This is a genomic window from Knoellia flava TL1, from assembly GCF_000768675.1.
In the GTDB taxonomy this organism is placed as follows: Bacteria; Actinomycetota; Actinomycetes; order Actinomycetales; family Dermatophilaceae; genus Knoellia; species Knoellia flava.
Genome location: NZ_AVPI01000023.1, coordinates 1 through 16,666 on the forward strand (window position 1 = coordinate 1; position 16,666 = coordinate 16,666).

Below are 16,666 nucleotides of genomic sequence, written 5' to 3' on the forward strand. Positions count from 1 at the left end.
CACGTGCCGCTCGCACCCCCGCCCCCGCCGCGTCCGCGTCGCCGCACCGCCGGCTTCGCCGGGTTCGCCCTCGTCCTGGGCCTCGCGGCCGTCGGCTACGGCGCCGGGCTCATGCTCGACGGCCCGGTCGGCTTCCCCGGCTCGCAGGAGCTCTTCGGCGGCGTCCTCGCCCTCGGCGCGGCCTCCCTCGCGACGATGATCATCGGCCTCACCGGACGACGCAGCCTCCTCTCGGCCACGCTCGTCGCGATCCTCGGCCTCGGTGTCGGCACGGCCGGCATCGTCGAGAGCTCGTGGGAGGGCGACCGCGGCGTCCGGACCTGGACCCCGTCAGCCTCGACGACCCCGCAGGAGTTCGACCACAGCGTCGGGCGCACGACGGTCGACCTCCGTCCGCTCTTCGCCTCGATCGCGGCCCGGCCCACCTCGTCCGGGGGCTCGGTGCCCGTGCCGGACCCCGCGGTCGCGCCGCAGGACCTCGACATCGAGCAGGGCGCGGGTGAGATGACGATCCTCGTCCCCGCCGGCGCCAACGCCCAGATCCGGGCCAAGGCCGAGTTCGGCGAGGTCCGTGTCGTCGGCAACCTGCCCGAGGGCTTCTCGAACCGCGACGACGGGCGCAACGACGGACCGAGCGAGACGCTGAGCCTCGACCTCGGCACCGGCGCGCCCGACGTCATCATCCGCGCCGACATCACCGTCGGCCAGATCACCATCCAGGAGGGCTGACCCATGAGCCGGCACGACGACACGACCCGCATCGAGACCCTCCTCGACGAGTCCGGCGCCGACAAGGACTCCGGCACCAACGAGGACTCCCGCACCACCGAGGACGCCTCCGCCACCTCGACGCCGGCGGCGTCGGCGTCGGCGTCGACGAACGCACCGTGGTCGCCCTACGAGGTGCACCGGTCCACGCCCGAGTTCAAGTCGGGCCCGGCCCCGACGACCTCCGTCGTCGGCCTCCTCGGCCTGCTCACCGTCATCGCGGTGCTCGTCGCGCAGGCCACCGATCTCGACATCCCCTGGGGTGTCGTCGGACCCGTCGCCGTGGTGGGCGCCGGCGTCCTGCTCGTCGTCCTCGGGCTGGCGGGCCTGCGTGGTCAGCGGTACAGGGGCTGAGGACTCACGCGGGTTCGCCGGCGACGGCGAGCGCATCGGGGACCGAGCTCGCGAGCGGCAGGCTCGCGAGCTCGGTCTCCGTCACCCACCGGGCCGCCGAGGTCGAGCCACCCACGTCGAGCACGACGGGGTCGGTCGGCTCGTGACAGGCCGCGGTGTGGAAGAGCCGCACCGCGTGGAAGTCCTCGACCCGTCCGCTCGGCGCCCGGCCGACCCAGTGCCGCGTGAGCACCGTGAGGAGCCGCACGTCGGTCACCCGCTGGCCGGTCTCCTCGTGGACCTCGCGGACGACGGCGTCGACTGGCTGCTCACCCGGGTCGAGACCCCCGCCGGGCAGGTTCCACAGACCGGCCGCGTTGGTCCGTTCGGAGAGCTCGGTGAGGAGCACACCCCGGCTGCTGCGCACGACGGCATATGCCGCGATGCGTTGGTAGGGAACGGCGTTCGCGACGTCGACCTCCGTGAGCCCGTCGTCGCGCGGCACACTCGGACCGGTGGCGGCGGTGACGTCGTCGCGGAGGCGTTGGACGGCATACCGGATCTCGAGGTCGTCGGACGTGCTGCGGACGGCGGACAGCGGTGAGCCGGCCCAGCCGAGCGCGGCGAGCTCCGTCGCGGGGTCCGTGCCGTGCCCGAGCTCGAAGCGGGCCACCTCCTCCCCCGCGTGGAGTGCGACGACGGCGATCACCGGGCGGCCTCGTGGAGGGACCGTGCCCGGGCGTACTCGTCGAGCGTCGCGTCGACGACGCGCTCCCAGGACTGCGCGGGCGACGTCCCGAGGTTGTGGGCCCGCAGCCGCGCCAGCTCCTCGGGGTGGGCAGCGAGCTCCGCGAGGGCCGTCGCGAGACCCGCGTCGGACGAGCGGAGTATGCCGTCGCGCCCGTCCTCGACGAAGTCGTCGACCCCTGTGCCCTTCCGGGCCAGGACCGCGAGACCCGCGGTGCGCGCCTCGAGGGCCGCGATGCCGAAGGCCTCGAGCCGTGCGGTCGTGAGGTAGGCGTCGCTGCGCCAGTGCAGGTCACGCAGGGCGTCGCGGTCGAGGCGTCCCGGCGTGTGCACCCAGTCGACGCCGTGGCGGTCGAGCTCCGCCCGCACGAGCCGCCGCTGAGGTCCGTCACCGATGAGGTGGGCCTCGAGGCGCGCGCCGGGCGCCAGGGTGTGGAGCCGCTCGCGGGCCCCGCGCAGCACGTGGACGAGGGCGCCGGGTCGCTTGCGCCGGACGAAGCGCAGCGCGCTGACGACGCGCACGACGCCGTCGTCGGGTCGCTGCGTGCCGAGGTCCTGCGGTGGCCGCCAGTGGTCGACGTCGATGCCGTTGCCGAGGACGTGCACGTCCGTCGTGCCGGCGACCTCGCCCACCCGCTCGGCGGCCATCGCCGACACCGCCGACAGGGCGACCCCGGCGTCGTGCCAACGGCGCGCGTGGCCGAGCAGCCGGAAGACCGGGATGCTGCGGTCGAGGACGCAGTGCCAGGTCGTCGCCGTCGGCAGACCGGCGCCGAGCGCGACGCCGACCATGTCCGTGGCGAAGGGGCTCACGACGCCCATGTGCGCGTGCGCGACGTCGAAGCGGCCGTGGCGGAGGAGGGCGGCGACCTCGTCCTTGACGAACGGGTTCACCGGCGGCGCCCCCGGCACGCGCAGCGGGAGGCGGTGGACGGTGACGCCCCCGGACGAGGTCGTCGAGTGCTCTCGGGTGTCGCCTGCGGTCGCGGTGACGACCTCGACCTCGTGCCCGGCCGCGGCGAGCCGGTGCGCGAGGTCGTGCACCTGGACCTCGATCCCGCCGACGCGCGGCAGGTAGCAGTCCGACAAAAGGGCGATCCTCACGAGAGACCAGCCTGCCATGCGTCAGGATGGACGCGATGACTCGCACGCTCGTGGCCTTCCACGCCCATCCCGACGACGAGGCCCTCCTCACCTCCGGCACCATGGCCAAGGCTGCAGCGCAGGGGCACCGCGTCGTCCTCGTGGTCGCGACCGACGGCGCCCTGGGCCTCGCGTCCGACGACTTCCGCACCGACGGCGACCTCGCCGCGACCCGGCTCGACGAGACCCGCGCCTCCGCCGAGGTCCTCGGGGTCGACCGCGTCGAGTGGCTGGGCTACGCCGACTCCGGGCACGACGGCCCGGTGCCCGAGAACCCGCCCGGGCGGGTGCGCTTCTGCCGGGCCCCGGTCGAGGAGGCCGCCGAGCGCCTCGCCGCCGTCCTCACGACCGAGCGCGCCGACGTCCTCCTCACCTACGACGCCGCCGGTGGCTACGGGCACCGCGACCACGTGCGCGTGCACGAGGTCGGCGCCCGGGCCGCCGAGATCGCCGGCACCCAGCGGGTGCTCGAGGCCACCGTCCCGCGGGACACCATCGCCCGGGCCGTGCGGCTCGCGGCCAAGGTCTATCCCTTCCCGAAGGAGTTCGACCCGACGAGCTTCGAGCGGGCCTTCACCGCACGGGCCGACATCACCCACCGCGTCGACGTCCGCCGTCACATCGCCGCCAAGCGCGCGTCGATGCGCGCCCACGCCTCTCAGGCCTCCAACGACGGCTCGCAGAGCGGGGACAGGACTCTCGCCGCGTTCCTGAGGATCCCGCGCCCGCTCTTCGACCTCGTCTTCGGGCGCGAGTGGTTCCGCGACCCGAGCGTGGGGCGCGGCGGCAACGGGACGGGTGCGGACGGCATACGGACCGACGTCTTCGAGGGGCTGGCATGAGTCCGCGCGCGAAGCAGCTCCTGCGTGCCGTCATCGGGCTGGGTCTCGCCGCCGCCCTGCTGGGCTGGGGCTTCCCCAAGGTCGCCAAGACGACGTGGGGTGAGGTCTTCGACCAGCTCCAGCGGGTGACCGTCGTGGAGTCCCTCGGGTTCCTCGGGCTCGTCCTGCTCGGCCTCGGTTGCTACACGTTCACCTTCACCGGGTCGCTGCCCGGCCTGAGCCAGTGGCGCGCCTTCATCGTCAACATCTGCGGCTCGTCGGTGAGCAACCTCCTCCCCGGTGGCGGGGCGGTGGGGCTCGCGGCGACCTACACGATCCTCCGGTCGTGGGGCTTCAGGAACCGCGACGTGTCGACCTCCGCCATCGTCACCGGCGTGTGGAACACCCTCGCCCGGATCGCGCTGCCGATCGTCGCCATCGTCATGCTCTGGTTCGGCAACGACGGCCTGCCGAGGTCGCTCACGAGCGCGGCCTGGGCAGCCACGATCTCGGGGTTGGCCATCTTCGCCGCGTTCGTCGCGATCCTCGCGAGCGAACGGGCGGCCCAGAGCATCGGGCGCGGGCTCGACCGGGTGCTGGGCCCGCTCTTCCGCCGGCGCAAGCGCACGATGAGCGTGAGCGAGCTCGTCCACGACATGCGCGGCCGGATCAACGAGGTCGTCCGCACCGGCTGGGTGCAGATGACGCTCGGGATGATCGGGTTCTTCGGCTTCTACTACCTGCTCTTCGTCCTCATCATGCGGACCGTCGGCGTCGACATGCTGCCGCTGGGGATCCTCTTCGCGGCGTTCGCCATCGGGCGCCTGCTCACGGCGGTGGGAGTCACGCCGGGTGGTGTCGGCGTCACCGAGATCGCCTCGGTCGCGGCGCTCGTCGGCTGGGGCGCCCCACCGGAGGCCGCGGCCGCCGGCATCTTCCTCTTCTCGATCTTCACGCACCTCATGGAGGTGCCCCTCGGCGCGCTCGGGTGGCTCGCGTGGTCGATGAGCCCGCGGGTCAAGGGCGCCTCCGGCGAGGACGAGGACGAGCCCGCCCGGGCCGTCACCCCCTGAGCCGACGTTGCCGGGGTCGAGCTCAGTCCTGGACGAAGACGAGCGCCATCGGGGTCTGCTCGCTGCCCTGGCCCAGCGGGTTGTCGGCGAACATCTCCTCGAACCGGGTCTTGTCGCCGGGGACGTCGCTGCCGAGGACGTTGCGGCCGATGTCGTTGGCGTCCATGACGATCGTCCCGGCGAACTGGTCCTGGTATGCCGTCGGCACCCGGTCGCGGATCGCGCGCGACAGCCGCGCGGCCACCCGGTCGGGGTCCTTGGGCGCCAGCTTGGCCGAGACGTTCGACGGGTAGGCGCTGTACTCGGTCGGGCCGTCGATGGCGCGGATGTCGTTGCCAACGAGCTCGTAGAAGAGGCCCTTGCGCCCGATCGCCTTGCCCACGGCACCGCCGGCGGCGGCGTAGAGGACGCGCGGGAGGCCTGCCTCCTCGATGGCGAGCTGCATCGTGAACGGTGAGCCGAGGCCGATGCCGGCCGGGGTGCGGGTGACGTACTTCGACAGGATGCGCGCCGGCTTGCCGACCTTGATGTCCCAGATGAAGTACGACCGCCCCTGCGTGATGGCGATGATCTTCTCGGAGATGAAGAGGTACCAGCGGCCCTTCGTCGCGGCGTCGTGCTCGGGCCCGCCCTGGGGCAGGGTCGCGAAGAACTCCTCGATGCGCGGCAGCACCTTGGCGTCGAGGTCGTCGTCGGCGGCGAAGAGATCGGTGCGCAGCGGGTAGCGGCGCACGGTCTCGCCGCGCTCGGTCGTGATGTCGAGGGCCTTGCCGGCGTTGGGCTCGAGGTCGGACTTCGGCGCCGCCTGGACCTGCGCCTTCTCCTCCTGCGGGGCCTCGTCGAAGAACTCCTGGAGCCACAGCTCGAGGTTGAGGAAGCGCCAGAACATCATCGTGTCGGCGTTGTTGCTGCCCTTGATCCAGCCCTCGAAGGCGTGGAGCACCTCGGTCTGCTCGAAGTACGGACGGTTGGCGAAGGACTCGCTGAGGAAGATCGAGTAGAAGTGGTTCTTGAGCCGCATGAACCACTCGGACTGCGGCGTCGTGAAGCCGATCTTGTTGCGGCGGCGGTTGATTGACTCGGGCAGCAGGCCGCGGGTCGCGTCGCGCAGGATGCGCTTGTTCCAGCCGTCCTTGATGATCGCCTCGTCGGTGAGGCTGAAGATGAACTTCACGACCTCCTTGTCGAGGAACGGCACGCGCCCCTCGAGCGAGAACCGCATCGTGTTCTTGTCCTCGTAGCGCAGCAGGCTCGGCAGGCTGTTGTGGAAGAGGTCCTCGATGAGCCGCTTCTTGAGGTTCGACTGCTCCACGGGGAAGCGCTCGTCGGTGAACTGCGAGGTGAAGTCGCGCTTGAGCAGCGAGGTCACCGGCACGTCCTTGCGGCCCTTGAGCTTGGCCTTGACGCGGAAGCGGCCGAGGCGGAAGAGGACGTCGAGGCTCTTGCTCAGCTCGGCGGCGGCGACCTTGGCGCCCTGCGCCCGCAGCTGGCGGAGGTAGACGGCGTAGTAGGGGATGTAGCCGGCCATCATCTCGTCGGCGCCCTGACCGTCGAGGAGGACCGTGACGTGCTTGGTGGCCTCGCGCATCACCTGGTACTGCGCGTAGGGGCCGCTGGAGATGAGCGGCTCCTCCTGGGTGCGCACGAAGTCGCGCAGGTCGGCCTTGAACTCGTCGGCGGTCGGGAGGATCTTGTGGCCGTCGACGTGCCCCTTGCAGATGTCGAGGACGGCGTCGACGTACTGCTCCTCGTCGTTGATCGAGTTCGGGAAGACGGCGCTGAAGGTGTTCTGCTGCACGCCGACCGACCGGGTGCGCTCGTCGCCCTCGTTGATGAGCTGGTTGATGACGACGGCGACGGCCGAGCTGTCGAGGCCGCCCGAGAGCGACGTGCCGACGGGGACCTCGGACTGGAGACGGAGCCGCACGGCCTCGACGAAGCGCTCCTTGTACTCGGCCGCGGCGGCGTCGTCGTAGGGGCGCTGCTCGAGCGCGAGCTCGGCGAGCTCCTCGCGCAGGCGGGTGAACATCGAGCGCCGGATGCCGTCGGCGTCGGCCTCGAGCATCTCGCCGGGCTGGAGCCGCTCGATGCCGTCGAAGAACGTCTCCGTGCCGTCCTCGTGGGCGCGGAAGCGCAGGTAGCGGTAGATCGAGCGCTCGTTGGGCTTCTTCTCGTAGAGCCCGCTGGCGAGGATCGGGCGGATCTCGCTGGAGAAGAGCAGGGCCTCTCCGGTGACGTCGCCGTCGGAGGCGGGCACCCGGCATACGTAGACGGGCTTGATGCCGAAGTGGTCGCGCGCGAGGGTGAGCCGCTGCTCGTCGCGGTCCCAGATGGCGAGGCCGAACATGCCGTTGAAGCGGTCGAACGCCTCGCCGCCCCACTGCGCGAACGCCTGGAGGACGACCTCGGTGTCGCTGTCGGTCTCGAACGTGCGGCCGAGGCCCTCGAGCTCGGCCCGCAGGTCGAGGTAGTTGTAGACCTCGCCGTTGTAGGCGATCGTGTAGCGCCCGTCGGCCGTCGCCATGGGCTGCTGCCCGTGCGCGACGTCGATGATCGACAGCCGCCGGTGCGCGAGTCCGCACGGTCCCTCGACGAAGAGCCCGTCGCCGTCGGGACCTCGGTGCTGCTGGCAGTCGTTCATCGTGGCGAGGAGAGCCTCGTCCGCCGGAAGTCCGTAGTAGCCCGCGATGCCGCACATGTGTCAGGGGTCCTCAGTTCTCGTCAGGGGATCCGGTCAAGGGTATGCCGTCCGCTCACCCGCACGACACGGCGCGAGGTGGCGTCGCGGTCACTCCCACTCGATGGTGCCCGGCGGCTTGCTCGTGACGTCGAGCACGACCCGGTTGACCTCGCGCACCTCGTTGGTGATGCGGGTCGAGATCTTGGCGAGCACGTCATAGGGGACGCGCGTCCAGTCCGCCGTCATCGCGTCCTCGGACGACACGGGCCGCAGCACGACGGGGTGGCCGTAGGTGCGGCCGTCGCCCTGGACGCCGACAGAGCGGACGTCGGCGAGCAGCACGACCGGGCACTGCCAGATCTCTCGGTCGAGCCCGGCCGCGGTGAGCTCGTGGCGGGCGATCTGGTCGGCGGCGCGCAGGATGTCGAGCCGCTCCGCCGTCACCTCGCCGACGATGCGGATGCCGAGGCCGGGGCCCGGGAAGGGCTGGCGCCAGACGATGCCCTCGGGCACACCGAGCTCGAGGCCGACCTGGCGCACCTCGTCCTTGAAGAGGAGGCGCAGCGGCTCGATGAGCGTGAACTGGAGGTCGTCGGGCAGGCCGCCGACGTTGTGGTGGGACTTGATGTTGGCCGTGCCCGTGCCCCCGCCGGACTCGACGACGTCGGGATAGAGGGTGCCCTGCACGAGGAACTCGACCGGGTGGCCGTCGCGCTCGGCCGAGCCGACGACGTCGCGGGCCGCCTGCTCGAAGACGCGGATGAACTCGCGCCCGATGATCTTGCGCTTCTCCTCGGGGTCCGAGACCCCGGCGAGGGCGTTCAGGAACTGCTCCTTGGCGTCGACGACGACGAGGTCGACCCCGGTCGCCTCGACGAACTCCTTCTCGACCTGCTCGGCCTCGCCGGAGCGCAGAAGCCCGTGGTCGACGAAGACGCAGGTGAGCTGGTCACCCACGGCCCGCTGCACGAGCGCCGCGGCGACCGACGAGTCGACGCCGCCCGACAGCGCGCACAGCACGTGCTTGTCGCCGACGGTCTCCTTGACCTGCTCGACGAGCGACTCGACGACGTTGTGCGCCGTCCAGTCGCCGGAGAGGCCCGCTCCGCGCAGGAGGAAGTTCTCGAGCACCCGCTGGCCGAAGGTCGAGTGCATGACCTCGGGGTGCCACTGCACGCCGTAGAGCCGGCGCTCGTCGTCCTCGAAGGCGGCGACCGGCGCGCCGGACGTCGTCGCCGTGACCCGCATGCCCTCGGGCGCGGCCGTCGCGGCGTCACCGTGGCTCATCCACACCGACTGGTCTGAGGGCTGGCCGTTGAAGAGGGTCGACTCGGTGTCGGAGACCTGCGCGGGGGTCGAGCCGTACTCACCCAGACCGGTCCGCTCGACGGTGCCGCCCAGCGCCTGGACCATCGCCTGGAAGCCGTAGCACATGCCGAAGACCGGCACCCCGGCCTCGAGCAGCGACGGGTCGAGGCTCGGCGCTCCCTCCTCGTAGACCGAGCTCGGCCCGCCGGAGAGGATGATCGCCGCCGGCTCCTTGGCGAGCATCTCGCTCGCCGCCATCGTCGAGGGGACGACCTCGCTGAAGACGTTGGCCTCGCGCACGCGGCGCGCGATGAGCTGGGCGTACTGGGCGCCGAAGTCGACGACGAGCACCGGGCGGTCGGACAGGTGGGGGGTCTCGCTCACGCAGACAGGCTACCGGCGGCGCCGGACGCCACGGTCGGGCCGTCGGTCAGTGGGCGGCCAGGCGGCCCTCGACCTCGGCGGCGACGCGGCGCTCGACCCAGAACGAGAGGAAGGGCACGCAACCGGCGAGCATGACGCCGACCATCCTCGGCAGCGACCAGCCCACCTTGAAACCCAGGTTGGCGGTGGCGACGAGATAGACCATGTAGATGAAGCCGTGGGGCTGCGGCCACCACTTGAGCGGGTTCTGGTCGCCGCTCATCGACGTCGCGTACTCGAGCACCATCTCGACGACGAGCACGAGCAGGCCGACGCCGACGATGAACGCCATGACCTTGAAGAAGGTCAGCGCCTTGCGCGCCGCCGTCTCGTCCCGGATCTCGCGCTGCGTGCTGGTCTGGCTCACGTCACTCACGCGCACCATTGTCGCCGCTCGCCTCGAGCACCTCGGCAGCGGCCTCGTCGTCGTCGCGCTTCTCGTCACGCACGATCCGCCACCACATGTAGAGCGCGAAGAGCGCGAAGGCCCACCACTGGAACGCGTATGCCGCGTTGCGCCACTTGAAGCCCGTCTCACCCGACGGGGTCGGCACCCGTTCCATCGAGCCGAGCGTGGTCGGCGGCGCGGCCGGCGACTCCTCCTGCTGGAAGACGAACGCGTTGTAGAGGTCGCCCGGCCAGCGCCCCACGAGCACCGAGGTGTCGACCGAGCCGAGCTGGCCCTCGGGAGGTGCCTGGCCGGCATACGGGGACTCGGGCGGAGCCAGCCCACCCGTGACGGTGACGGAGCCCGACGGGACCGGCGGCAGGTCCGACGGCGAGGTGACGAAGCCGCGCAGCACCGGCAGGGTCGCGCCCGTGGACGCGACCCGCAGCGGCGCGACGACCCAGAAGCCTGTGCGCCCGTCCAGCCGCCGGTTGGCGACGACGACCTGGTCGGTCCCGAACTCCCCGGTCGCGGTGACCGGGCGGGTGCTCAGCTCCCCGGGGAAGTCGGAGTGGGGACGCAGGACGGTCTCGACGGCGACCGGCTGCTGGGAGCGGGCCCGTTCGAGCGACTCGCGCAGCGCCTCGTCCTCGGCGACCCCCAGCTGCCACCGGCCGAGCTGGACGAAGGCGATGACGACGAGGACGGCGACCGCGAGCAGCGCGAGGTTGCGGGGCTTGGTCGCGGTCCGGAGCACCCGACGAGCGTAGACAAGGGTCCTGAGAGTCGTGCTGGTCAGGTCAGCAGCTCGGCTGCCACGCGCAGGTCGGCGACGAGCGCGGCGAGGTCCTCGTCCCGCCGACGCGAGCGCAGCACCGACGCCGGATGCGGCGTCGCGAGAGTGAACTCCCCGCGGTGCGCGGGCCACGCCTGCGGCCACGGCAACCACCGACCCCGACTCTCCCCAACGCGGAAGGTCGCGCCGAAGGCCTCCTGGCCGGCGGTCGCGCCCAGCAGCACGGCCCCCCGTGGCCGCACCCGGTCGAGCTCGGCGAGCAGCCACGGCTCGCACTTCGCCACCTGCCAACGGGCAGGGGACTTGTGGATGCGCTTGCCACCCCGGTCGGTGTGACGGAAGTGCTTGACGACGTTGGTCCGGTAGACCGCCGAGGGGTCCAGCCCGGCCTCCGTCAGTGCCGCGTCGAGCAGCCTGCCGGCGGGGCCGACGAACGGCTCGCCCTCGACGTCCTCCCGGTCCCCCGGCTGCTCACCGACGAGGACGAGCTCCGCGTCAGCCGGACCTGATCCCATGACGGCCTGCGTCGTGTCGCGGAAGAGGTCGCACCCGCGGCACCGCTGGGCCGCGTCGGCCAGGGCGGCGACCGACCGTCCCCGCGGCACCCACTCCGACGCTCCCGGCCAGTCGCCGGGTCGCGCCCGACCGTCCGCTGCCGACACCACGTCTCCTGACACCTCGCGACTCGTCGCTCGCACCTACCCGGCGCCGCCAAGGACAAACGCCGCGCGCCGGAAACTCGGTGGCTCGGCGTCGGTGCCGGCTCCTACCGTGGAGGGGACATGCCGACGACACCCTGGCCCTACGCGCTCCCCGACGAGGCCACTCCCCCACACGACGCCGACCGCCTCCTCCTCTGGCTCGTCCGGCGACAGTGGCGCACCATCGTCGGAGGCGCGGCGTTCGGCATCCCGTGGATGCTCTCGATCGCCCTCGTGCCGGCCGCGATCGGCAAGGCCATCGACGACGGGCTCGTCGCGCGCGACGGCCGGGCGCTCGTGCTCTGGTCGGCGGTCATCCTCGGCATGGGGCTCGTCAGCGCGGCGACGACCAACCTGCGGCACTGGTTCGCGGTGCGCAACTGGCTCTTCGCCGCCTTCCGGTCGGCGATCGTCACCGAGCGCGCGGTCCGTCGCGCCGGTCCGGCGCTGACCCGCGAGAAGCCGGCCGGCGAGGTGCTCACCGCCTTCGCCAATGACTTCTGGAAGGTCGGCAACGTCTTCGACGTGTCGGCGCGGTTCGCCGGTGCGATCGCGAGCTTCGTCGTCGTGTCCGTCATCCTGCTCAGCGGCTCGGTGCTGCTCGGGCTCGTCATGCTCGTCGGCGGCCCCCTGCTCCTTGCCTCGCTCGCCTTCGTCATGCGGCCGCTCCAGAAGCGGCAGGAGGCGCAGCGCACCGAGTCCGGCGAGCTCACCGCGCTCGGCGCCGACACCGTCACGGGTCTCCGCGTCCTGCGCGGCGTCGGAGGTGAGGAGACCTTCCTCAGCCGGTATGCCGGCCAGTCCGGTCGCGTGCGCGCCGCCGGTGTGCGGCTCTCGGGTGTGCAGGCGTTGCTCGACGCGTCGCAGGTGCTGCTGCCGGGCGTCTTCGTCGTCGTCGTGACAGGACTGGGGGCCCACCTCGCGGTGGCCGGCGACATCTCGCCCGGGCAGCTCGTCGCGTTCTACGGCTACACGGCGTTCCTCACGATGCCGCTGCGCACAGCGACCGAGTTCGTCAACAAGCTCATCACGTCGCGGGTCATGGCCCGGCGGCTCGTCTCGATCCTCGCCGCCGAGCCCGACCACCCCGTGCACAACTCGCCAATTCCCTCGTTGTGCACGGGGGCGCCGGACCGCACGAGGGGAATCGGCGAGTTGCGCACGGGTGAGCTCGTCGACCCTGAGTCCGGGGTGCGGATCGTGCCGGGCGAGCTCACCGCCATCGTCTCAGCCCGGCCGGAGGAGTCGGCGGCGATCGCCGCGCGCCTCGGCCGCACCGTGCCCGGGCGGCACGGCGTCACCTGGGCCGGCGTCGTCCTCGACGACGTGCCCATCGAGGACGTGCGGCGCACGATCGTCGTGTCGCAGGCCGACCCGCACCTCTTCAGCGGCCCGGTCCGCCGCGAACTCGGCGCGCTTGACCAGCCCGACGACGACGCGCTGCTCGCCGCGCTGCACACCGCCGACGCGATGGACGCGGTGGAGTCGATCGACGGCGGCCTCGACGGTGAGCTCGAGGAGCGCGGACGCTCGCTGTCGGGCGGCCAGCGCCAGCGGCTCGCCCTCGTCCGCGCGCTGCTGCGCGACCCCGAGGTCCTCGTCCTCGTCGAGCCGACGAGCGCCGTGGACGCGCACACCGAGGCGCGCATCGCCGAGCGCATCCCCAAGCACCGCAGCGGTTCCACGACCGTCGTCGTCACGGCCAGCCCACTCCTGCTCGACCGCGCCGACCGGGTCCTCCTCGTCGAGGACGGACAGGTGACCACGATCGGGACGCACCGCGACCTCGTGCACGGCTCACCGGCATACAGACGCGTCGTGCTGCGCGAAGTGGAGGAAGAGTGATGAGGAGGAGCGACCGATGACCCCGATCCTCCAGCAGCTCGGCGAGACCGACCACGCCAAGCGGTCGCTGCCCATCGCGAGCCGGCAGATGGTGGTCGCACACACGCGCGTGCTGCTGCGCGACCACCGCCGTCCGCTGCTCGTCGTCCTCGCGCTGCACGGCCTGGCCGCGCTCGTGGGGCTCGTCGGCCCGTGGGTCGTCGGGCAGGTCGTCGAGGAGGTGACCCGCTCCGGTCCGCGTGCGGCGAGCCTGCAGCGGATCGACGTGCTCATCGCGGTCCTCGTCGCCGCGATCCTCGCCCAAACGGTGCTCACCTGGTTCGCGCGGCGGGCGGCGTTCATCCTCTCCGAGCACGTGTTCGCCCGGCTGCGCGAGGACTTCGTCCGCGACGCCGTGCGCCTGCCGCTCTCGACGCTCGAGCGCGCCGGCACCGGTGACCTCGTCGCACGCACGACGAACGACATCGACGCGATGACGCACGTCATCAGGTTCGGCATCCCGGCGATCGTCGTGTCGGTCATGTCGGTGACGGCGACGGTCGTCGCGGCCGTGCTCACCTCGCCGCTGGCGGCGCTGGCGCTGCTCACCCCGCTCGTGCTCCACGTCCCCTCGACCCGGTGGTACCTCAAGCGCGCGGGACGGGTCTACCTCTGGGAGCACGCGAGCTACGCGCGGCTCAACTCAGTCGGCGCCGAGACGATCGACGGCCTCCGGACGATGGACAACCTCGGGCTCTCGGCCGAGCGCGCCGCACGGTTCGACGAGGCCCTCGACGAGGCCGGCCGCGCCGAGCGGGTCGGCGTCGGCCTGCGCCTGCGGTGGTTCCCGTGGCTCGAGATCGGCTTCTTCCTCCCCGTCGCCGTCTCGGTGCTCTGGGGCGGGTGGCTCGCGTGGAACGGTCACATCTCGATCGGCGCCGCCACCGCCGTCACGCTCTACATCCAGCAGATGCTCGACCCGCTCGGAGACCTCATCAGCTGGCTCGACGAGATCCAGTTCGCTGCGACGTCCCTCGCCCGCGTGCTCGGCGTCGGCGAGGTGCCGCCCGACCGCATCGCCACGGGCGAGGAGCCGCGGGGCGAGACCATCGAGGTCGAGGACGTCCGCTACTCCTACCGCGAGGGCCGCGACGTCCTGCACGGCGTCTCGCTGACCCTGCGCCCGGGCGAGCGCCTGGCCATCGTGGGGCCGTCCGGCGCGGGCAAGTCGACGCTCGGCCGGCTCATGGCGGGCATCGACGGGCCGCGCACCGGCCGGGTCACCGTCGGCGGCGTTCCGCTCGTCGACCTCCCGCTGTCGGCACTGCGCGGCGAGGTCGCCCTCGTCACCCAGGAGCACCACGTCTTCGTCGGCACCGTCGGTGACAACCTGCGCCTCCCGCGACCGGAGGCCACCGAGGACGACATGTATGCCGCGCTCGCGGCGGTCGACGCTGCCGGCTGGGTGCGTGCCCTGCCCGACGGCCTCGACACCACGGTCGGCTCCGGCGGTCACGAGCTGAGTGAGGCCCAGGCCCAGCAGCTGGCGCTCGCCCGGCTCGTCCTCGCCGACCCTCACACCCTCGTCCTCGACGAGGCGACCTCGCTTCTCGATCCGCGCGCCGCGCGCCACCTCGAGCGCTCGCTCGCGGCGGTGACCCGGGGGCGCACGGTGGTCGCGATCGCGCACCGGCTGCACACGGCATACGACGCCGACCGGGTCTGCGTCGTCGACAACGGACGGATCACCGAGCTCGGCACCCACGACGAGCTCATCGCGCGCGACGGCGCCTATGCCGCGCTCTGGCGCGCCTGGCGCGACGAAGGGTAGGGCGACGGGTGCCACCCGCTGCACGGACGACCGGGTGGCAGCCGTCAGACGGTGCGCAGGACCGGCATGCCGAGGTCGACCCCGGTGCCGTCGACCGCCCGCACTCCGCGCACCTCGTGCACCGCGGGGTTGCGGGCAGGCACGGGCTCGAGCCGCTCGTAGTCGGCGCCCTGCTGTGGACGCGGGTCGAGGTCACCGCGGTTGGGCCACAACGACATCGCGCGCTCGGCCTGTGCCGTAATCGTCAGCGAAGGGTTGACGCCGAGGTTCGCCGAGACCGCGGACCCGTCGACGACGGAGATGCCGGGGTGCCCCCACAGGCGGTGGTAGGGGTCGATGACGCCGCTCGTCGGGCTCTCGCCGATGGCGACGCCGCCGAGGAAGTGGGCTGTGAGAGGGACGTCGAAGACCTCGCCCCACGTGCCGCCGGCGACGGTGTAGTCGCCGGTCACGTCCTGCAGCCGCCGGGCGACGACGTGCATCGCGTCGTGCCCCTCCTTGATGAAGCTCGGGTTCGGCTCGCCGTGCCCCTGCTGGGAGGTGAGCCGGCGCCGGCCGAGGAGGCCTCGGCGCCCGGACACGCGCAGCGAGTTGTCGTGCGTCTGCATGACGAGGCCGATGACGGTGCGCTCGCTCCATCGCCTGGCCATCGGGAACTGCCTGAGCAGCGCCTGTGGCTGCTTCGCGAGCTCGATGAGGAACTGGACCGGTCGGGGCCACCGGGTGTCGCCGGGCACCATGAGGGTCGTGAGCAGCCCCATCGCGTTGGAGCCGGGGCCGTAGCGGACGTTCTCGACGTGCGTGTCCTCGGTGGGGTGGAACGACGCCGTGATCGCGATGCCCTCGGCGAGACCCGCCTCGGGGTGCGGGTGCTCGGTCATCGCTCCGAGCAGGGCCTCGCTGTTGGTGCGGGTGAGGTGCCCGAGCCGGTCGGAGATCCGGGGCAGCTCGCCCTCGTCGCGCATCGCATGGAGCAGGGTCTGGGTCCCCCACGTCCCTGCGGCGACGACGACATGCCGTGCCGTGACGACCTGCTCGTCGCGTCCGTGCGTCGGACCGGTGCGTTCGTGGAGGACGCGATAGACCTCCTGCCCGTATGCCGTCCCCTCGCCGCCCGTGCCCGGCACGACTCCCAGCCGGGTCACCGTGCGCATCGGCTCGATGACGACACCGCGGCCCTCGGCGAGGTGGAGGTAGTTCTTGCGCAGGGTGTTCTTGGCACCGTGCCGGCAGCCCACCATGCAGTTGCCGCACCGGGTGCAGCCCGTGCGGCGCGGGCCGGCGCCTCCGAAGTAGGGGTCGTCGACCTCGACGCCGGGCTCGCCGAAGAAGACGCCGACGGGTGTCTTGCGGAAGGTCTCGGGGACGCCCATGTCGGCGGCGGTGTCGCGCCAGATCTGCTCGACCGGTCCGTCGCACGGGTTCTCGACGACGCCGAGCATCGCCGACGCCGTCTCGTAGTGCGACGCCAGCTCGGACGACCAGTCCGTGATGTGGCCCCACTGCTGGTCGCGGAAGAACGCCTCCGGCGGGACGTAGAGCGTGTTCGCGTAGTTGAGCGACCCACCGCCGACGCCCGCGCCCGCAAGGATCATGACGTCGGGCAGCCGGTGGATGCGCTGGACCCCGAAGCAGCCGAGCCTCGGCGCCCAGAGGTAGTTGCGCACGTCCCACGACGTCGTCGCGAAGTCCTCGTCCTCGAAGCGCCGACCCGCCTCGAGCATGAGGACCGAGTAGCCCTTCTCGGCCGCGCGCAACGCGGCGACCGACCCGCCGAAGCCGGTCCCGATGACCACGACGTCGACGTCGGTCTCCGGCGTGCTCATGGCG

General features: G+C 72.1%; 14 protein-coding genes. 6 read left to right on the forward strand and 8 right to left on the reverse strand.

Annotated features, from left to right (window positions below):
- Both N798_RS18375 and N798_RS09190 read left to right on the forward strand, forming a co-directional pair.
- The coding region (locus tag N798_RS18375; RefSeq protein ID WP_035947947.1) for a hypothetical protein at nucleotides 1-729 on the forward strand (729 nt) is incomplete at its 5' end.
- A 3-nt stretch (nucleotides 730-732) separates the two neighbouring features.
- A complete protein-coding gene (locus tag N798_RS09190) occupies nucleotides 733-1,122 on the forward strand; it encodes a hypothetical protein (protein ID WP_035947948.1) in 390 nt (129 codons plus the stop codon).
- Nucleotides 1,123-1,126: 4 nt separating this feature from the next.
- Here the strand turns inward: N798_RS09190 and N798_RS09195 are convergent, their stop codons facing one another.
- Nucleotides 1,127-1,810, reverse strand: a complete 684-nt coding sequence (locus tag N798_RS09195; protein WP_052117105.1) for an NUDIX hydrolase — start codon at nucleotides 1,808-1,810, stop codon at nucleotides 1,127-1,129.
- Nucleotides 1,807-2,952: a glycosyltransferase gene (locus N798_RS09200; protein WP_035948014.1), complete on the reverse strand. Its 1,146-nt coding sequence runs from the start codon at nucleotides 2,950-2,952 to the stop codon at nucleotides 1,807-1,809. Before N798_RS09200 ends, N798_RS09195 begins: the two co-directional genes overlap by 4 nt.
- Nucleotides 2,953-2,978: 26 nt before the next feature.
- On the opposite strand from N798_RS09200, the gene N798_RS09205 reads away from it, so the two are divergent.
- Entirely contained in the window at nucleotides 2,979-3,833 is an 855-nt protein-coding gene (locus N798_RS09205; protein WP_052117107.1) for a PIG-L deacetylase family protein, read from the forward strand.
- The gene (locus N798_RS09210; RefSeq protein WP_035947949.1) at nucleotides 3,830-4,885 is read left to right on the forward strand and encodes a lysylphosphatidylglycerol synthase domain-containing protein; all 1,056 of its coding nucleotides are present in this window, start codon (nucleotides 3,830-3,832) and stop codon (nucleotides 4,883-4,885) included. Before N798_RS09205 ends, N798_RS09210 begins: the two co-directional genes overlap by 4 nt.
- Nucleotides 4,886-4,907: 22 nt before the next feature.
- Here N798_RS09210 and asnB read toward each other — a convergent pair whose 3' ends face one another.
- The 5 genes from asnB to N798_RS09235 all read right to left on the reverse strand — a co-directional run bounded on the left by asnB (nucleotide 4,908) and on the right by N798_RS09235 (nucleotide 11,157).
- The gene (asnB, locus tag N798_RS09215) at nucleotides 4,908-7,583 is read right to left on the reverse strand and encodes an asparagine synthase (glutamine-hydrolyzing) (protein WP_035947951.1); all 2,676 of its coding nucleotides are present in this window, start codon (nucleotides 7,581-7,583) and stop codon (nucleotides 4,908-4,910) included.
- Between the two features lie 90 nt (nucleotides 7,584-7,673).
- Nucleotides 7,674-9,257, reverse strand: coding sequence for a glutamine-hydrolyzing GMP synthase (gene guaA, locus N798_RS09220; RefSeq protein WP_035947952.1), 1,584 nt, complete (start codon nucleotides 9,255-9,257; stop codon nucleotides 7,674-7,676).
- A gap of 46 nt (nucleotides 9,258-9,303) precedes the next feature.
- A complete protein-coding gene (locus tag N798_RS09225) occupies nucleotides 9,304-9,663 on the reverse strand; it encodes a DUF3817 domain-containing protein (RefSeq protein WP_052117115.1) in 360 nt (119 codons plus the stop codon).
- Between the two features lies 1 nt (nucleotide 9,664).
- Nucleotides 9,665-10,441, reverse strand: a complete 777-nt coding sequence (locus N798_RS09230; protein WP_035947953.1) for an SURF1 family protein — start codon at nucleotides 10,439-10,441, stop codon at nucleotides 9,665-9,667.
- Between the two features lie 38 nt (nucleotides 10,442-10,479).
- Nucleotides 10,480-11,157, reverse strand: coding sequence for a UdgX family uracil-DNA binding protein (locus N798_RS09235; RefSeq protein ID WP_229708573.1), 678 nt, complete (start codon nucleotides 11,155-11,157; stop codon nucleotides 10,480-10,482).
- 105 nt (nucleotides 11,158-11,262) lie between these two features.
- Between N798_RS09235 and N798_RS09240 the strand changes: the two genes are divergently transcribed.
- Together N798_RS09240 and N798_RS09245 are read left to right on the forward strand one after the other, a co-directional pair.
- Entirely contained in the window at nucleotides 11,263-13,026 is a 1,764-nt protein-coding gene (locus tag N798_RS09240) for an ABC transporter ATP-binding protein (protein WP_035947954.1), read from the forward strand.
- Nucleotides 13,027-13,042: 16 nt separating this feature from the next.
- Nucleotides 13,043-14,836, forward strand: coding sequence for an ABC transporter ATP-binding protein (locus N798_RS09245; protein WP_052117109.1), 1,794 nt, complete (start codon nucleotides 13,043-13,045; stop codon nucleotides 14,834-14,836).
- Between the two features lie 44 nt (nucleotides 14,837-14,880).
- Here N798_RS09245 and N798_RS09250 read toward each other — a convergent pair whose 3' ends face one another.
- Nucleotides 14,881-16,662 (reverse strand): GMC oxidoreductase, encoded by a 1,782-nt coding sequence (locus N798_RS09250; RefSeq protein WP_035947955.1) that lies wholly within the window; start codon nucleotides 16,660-16,662, stop codon nucleotides 14,881-14,883.
- Nucleotides 16,663-16,666 lie beyond the last annotated feature (4 nt).